Annotated in this window: 4 protein-coding genes; all 4 read left to right on the top strand. The window is 76.7% G+C overall.

The window, feature by feature from the left end; translation table 11 throughout:
• Nucleotides 1–175 precede the first annotated feature (175 nt).
• Nucleotides 176–1,744 carry a YifB family Mg chelatase-like AAA ATPase gene (locus ACTHLI_RS11415; RefSeq protein WP_440183654.1) on the top strand — a complete coding sequence of 523 codons (1,569 nt, stop codon included), beginning with the start codon at nucleotides 176–178 and terminating at the stop codon, nucleotides 1,742–1,744.
• The gene (locus ACTHLI_RS11420; RefSeq protein WP_440183656.1) at nucleotides 1,741–2,904 is read left to right on the top strand and encodes a DNA-processing protein DprA; all 1,164 of its coding nucleotides are present in this window, start codon (nucleotides 1,741–1,743) and stop codon (nucleotides 2,902–2,904) included. The genes ACTHLI_RS11415 and ACTHLI_RS11420 overlap by 4 nt, the downstream gene beginning before the upstream one ends.
• A 33-nt stretch (nucleotides 2,905–2,937) precedes the next feature.
• Nucleotides 2,938–3,792, top strand: coding sequence for a metallophosphoesterase (locus ACTHLI_RS11425; protein WP_440183658.1), 855 nt, complete (start codon nucleotides 2,938–2,940; stop codon nucleotides 3,790–3,792).
• A 52-nt stretch (nucleotides 3,793–3,844) separates the two neighbouring features.
• Nucleotides 3,845–4,563: tyrosine-type recombinase/integrase (locus tag ACTHLI_RS11430; protein ID WP_440183659.1), on the top strand; the 719-nt coding region annotated here is incomplete at its 3' end.

The following is a 4,563-nucleotide window of genomic DNA, read 5'->3' on the forward strand; positions in this document are numbered from 1 at the left end:
GCGACCCGCTCGAGGCCGTCGACCCGGCGAAGCTCACGCGGCTGTGCGTGCTCGCCGGGGCGTGGCGGCGGGCGCACCGCGACGTGCGCGCTCGGACCACGCGCATCGACCTGATCGGGGTCCTCCTGCCCAGGCACGAGGATCGGGTGGTCCTGGATCACCTGAGGGCGGCGGCGTGACGACGGTCGCGCCCGTGGTCGCGGCGCTGCCGCGGTCGACGGCGCGTGCGGCGGCGGTGGCGCTGGAGGGGCTCACGGGCAGGATCGTGGAGATCGAGGCGGCGCTGACGAATCAGACCCCGGGTTTCAAGCTGGTCGGGCTGCCGGACACGGCGTTGCGGGAGGCGCAGGCGCGGGTGCGCAGCGCCGTCGAGCATTCGGGCTTCGACATGCCGTCGAGGCACCTGACGGTCAACCTGTCGCCGGCGGCGGTGCCGAAGCACGGGTCGGGGTTCGACCTCGGGATCGCCGTCGCGGTGCTCGCCACGGCGGGGGTGATCGACCAGGCGGCGATCGGGGACGCGGTCCTGATGGGGGAGCTGGGGCTCGACGGCCGGCTGCGGCCGGTGCCCGGTGTCCTGCCGGCGGTGCGCGCGGCGGTGCGGGCCGGGCGTTCGCGGATCGTGGTGCCGCCCTCGAGTCTCGTGGAGGCCTCCCTCGTCGACGGGATCGAGGTCGTCGCGGTGCCGAGCCTGCGCGCGCTCGCGATCCGGTGGGGCGCCGACCTGGAGCCCGTGGACGTGGAGCCGGTCGCCGGGCCGCCGGTGCTCCGCGAGCGGCGCGCCGACCCGGACCTGGCCGACGTCATCGGCAACGCGGAGGGGGTGGAGGCGCTCATCGTCGCCGCGGCCGGCGGTCATCACCTGCTCATGGTGGGACCGCCCGGGGCCGGCAAGACGATGCTCGCGACGCGGCTGCCCGGGCTGCTGCCGGACCTGACCGGCGAGGCGGCGCTCGATGCGACCTGTGTGGCCTCGCTCGCCGGTCACGGCATCGACCGGATCCGGAGCAGACCGCCCTGGCAGGCGCCGCACCACACGGCGACCGAAGCGGCGATCATCGGCGGCGGCAGCGGTCGCATCCATCCGGGCGCCGTCACCCGCGCCTCCGGCGGCGTGCTCTTCCTCGACGAGGCGCCGGAGTTCGGCGCCGCGGTCCTGGACTCGCTCCGGCAGCCGCTCGAGCGCGGTCGCGTCTCGGTGCACCGCGCGGCGGCCCGCGCCGACTTCCCCGCCCGGTTCCAGCTGGTGCTCGCGGCCAACCCCTGCCCCTGCGGGCAGGCGGGCACCATCGACGGGAGGTGCGTGTGCCCGCCGGCGGTTCGGCAGCGGTACCTCGGCCGCCTCTCCGGCCCGCTGCTCGACCGGATCGACATCCGTCTGCACGTCGACCGCGTGACCGCGGCGCAGGTGCGGCTGGCCGGCCAGGAGCCGCCGCGCGTCACCACCGCGGGTGCGCGCGAGCGGGTGTCCGCGGCCAGGAGGCGGGCAGCCGATCGTCTGGCGGGGACGCCCTGGTCGATCAACAGCGAGGTGCCGGGCAGCTGGCTCCGGCATCCCGATCACGCACCCGACCCGAGCGCCCGCGCCCCGCTGGAGTGGGCGCTCGAGCGCGGCACGCTGAGCCTGCGCGGCCACGACCGCGTGCTGCGGCTGGCGTGGACGCTCGCGGACCTGGCGGGAGCCGATCGCCCGGGTCGGGCGGAGGTGGGGAGGGCGCTGGCGTTGCGGAGCCCCGACGCATGAGCGACGTCACCGTGCTCGAGGACCTCGTGCGCCCCGTCCGCCCCCTCGGCGCCGACGCCGATCCGGCTGCGGTGCTCGCGGCGGGCGCCTGGACCGCGCTGGTCGAGCCGGGCGACCGCGTCGCCGGTGCGCTCGTCGCCACGCTCGGCGCGGCGGATGCGCTCGAGGCCCTGCGGCTCGATGCGCCGCCGACGACGAACCCGGAGCTGCGCCGCGCGTTCGACCGCTGGCGCCCTCGCCTCGACGAGGCGGCGTTCGTGCGGGTGTTCCGGAACGCCGCGCACCTCGGCGCCCGGCTGCTCGTGCCCGGCGACCCGGACTGGCCGACCGGCGTGGCCGACCTCGACCTGCACGGGCCTCTCGCGCTCTGGGCGCTCGCGCCGTCCGGGCCCCTGCCGCGCATCGAGCGATCGATCGCGCTCGTCGGCTCGCGCTCGGCGACGCCGTACGGCGAGCGCGTGACCGCGGACGCGGCGGCCGGCCTCGTCGACCGGAGGTACGCCGTGGTCTCGGGCGCGGCGATGGGCGTCGTCGGGTTCGCGCACCGGTCCGCCCTCGCGAGCGGCGGGCTCACCGTCGCCGTCCTGGCCGGCGGTCTCGACCGGTTCTACCCGGCGAGCAACGGCGAGCTGCTCCACCGGATCGCCCGGGAGGGGGTGGTGCTCTCGGAGATGCCGTGCGGCGCCCGCCCCATGCGCGAGCGGTTCCTGAAGCGGAACAGGATCATCGCCGCGCTGGCCAGGGCGACCGTCGTCGTCGAGGCCGGGCTGCGGTCCGGTGCCGCGAACACGGCGGGTCATGCGGCCGAGCTGGGCCGCGGCCTCGGCGCCGTCCCGGGATCGGTGTACTCGGCCGCGTCCGCGGGTACCCATCGGCTCATCCGGGACTACGGGGCGGTCCTGGTGCGCGACGCGGCGGACATGGCGGAGCTGGCGCCCGACCCCGACGGCGCGGTGACGCTCGACGGCGTCGACGTGCCGGCGGCGCGCCTCGACCCGACCGAGGCGCGCGTGCTCGACGTGCTCATGAAGCGCCCGCTCCGCATCCCGGAGGTCGCGGCACGGGCCGGCCTCGGGATCGGGGACACGACCGCCGCGCTCGGCATGCTCTCGCTGGACGGGAGCGCGGTCGAGGGCTCCTCCGGCTGGTCCCGCGCCTGAGCCGCCGTCGGCGGGGCTCGATAGCGTCCGGGGGTGACCAGGGAGCCGATCGCCACCCATCGCGTGGCCCACGTCAGCGACAGCCACTTCACCTCATCCGGGCTGATGCACGGACGCGTCCGGGTCGCGGCCACCTACGCCGCGGCGCTCGCAGCGCTCGAGGGCAGCGGCATCCCGATCGACGTGCTCGTCCACACCGGGGACATCGCCGACGCGGGGGAGGCGGAGGCGTACCGCGCGGCGGCCGCGGCCACCAGGGAGACCACCGACCGCACCGGGTGGCCGGTGGTCTGGGCCGCCGGGAACCACGACGTGCGTCCGGCGATGGCGGAGCATCTGCTCGGCGAGCAGGCGACCGACGCGCCGCTCGACCGCGTGACGGAGGTGCGCGGCCTCCGCGTCGTCGCCCTCGACACGTCGATCCCGGGGCGCGTCGAGGGCGGGATCGACGACGAGCAGATCGAGCGGCTGCGGAGCGTCCTCGCCGAGCCGGCCGAGCACGGCACGGTGCTCGCGCTCCACCACCCGCCGGTGCCCGTCGAGGTCACCGCGATGGCCCGCCTGCACCTGACGGGGCAGGACCGGCTCGCGGCGGCGCTCGCCGGGACCGACGTCCGCGCGGTGCTCGGGGGTCACCTCCACTACGCCACGAGCTCGCTCTTCGCCGGCATCCCCGTGCACGTCGCGCCGTCGACCGCGTACACGATCCGGCTCACCCGACCGGAGGGCGGGGTGATCGCCGTCGACGGCGCCCGGGCGGCCGGGATCCTGTCCCTCTACGACGACGGCCGCGTCGGCTACTCGCCGGTGGCCGCGGACGGGCAGGAGGTGCTCGACAGCACGCCGGAGGAGGTCTTCCGGACCATGGGCGTCGACGTCGAGCGCTGACCGCGCGGAGGGTCGCGAGCGGTCCGGTGCCGCGATGCCGCACCCTGATCGCATGCGGCTGACGGAGGCGATCGAAGGGCATCGCGCGCACCTCGAGCACGAGCGCGCGTACTCGGCGAACACCGGCGACGCGTACGGGGCCGACCTCGCGGACCTCGTCCGTTTCGCCGCGACCCAGCAGGTCGAGGAGGTCGGTGGCCTCGACCTCGAGCTGCTCAGGGATTGGCTGTGGCAGGCGACCGAGCGCAAGCTCGCCCGCGCCACGATCGCGCGGCGGGCCGCCGCGGCCAGGAGCCTCACGGCGTGGCTCCACCGCAGCGGGCAGCTCCCGACGGACCCGGGGGCACGCCTCCGCGCCCCGAAGGCGCAGGGGCGCCTGCCCCGCGTCGTCGGGGCGGATCAGCTGCGCGAGCTGTTCATCGGGCTCGAGGCGAGGGCCGCGGAGGGGGACCCGTCCGCGCTCAGGGACCTCGCGCTCGTCGAGCTGATCTACGGTTCCGCGCTGCGGGTCTCGGAGGCGTGCGGGGTCGATCTCGACGACGTCGACCTCGGCGCCCTGACGGTCCGCGTCACGGGCAAGGGGGCGAAGGACCGGGTGGTGCCGTTCGGCGTGCCTGCCGCCCGCGAGATCACCGCCTATCGCGACCGCGGTCGACCGGTGCTCGCCGCGCGCGGCGACGGCGCCGCGGGCGCGGCGCTCTTCGTCGGCGACCGCGGCGGCCGGCTCGGGCCGCGGAGCGTGCACCGCCTCACGTCGAGGCTCCTCGAGGC

Origin of the sequence: Amnibacterium sp. (assembly GCF_051956055.1) — a bacterium.
Taxonomy (GTDB): domain Bacteria; phylum Actinomycetota; class Actinomycetes; order Actinomycetales; family Microbacteriaceae; genus Amnibacterium.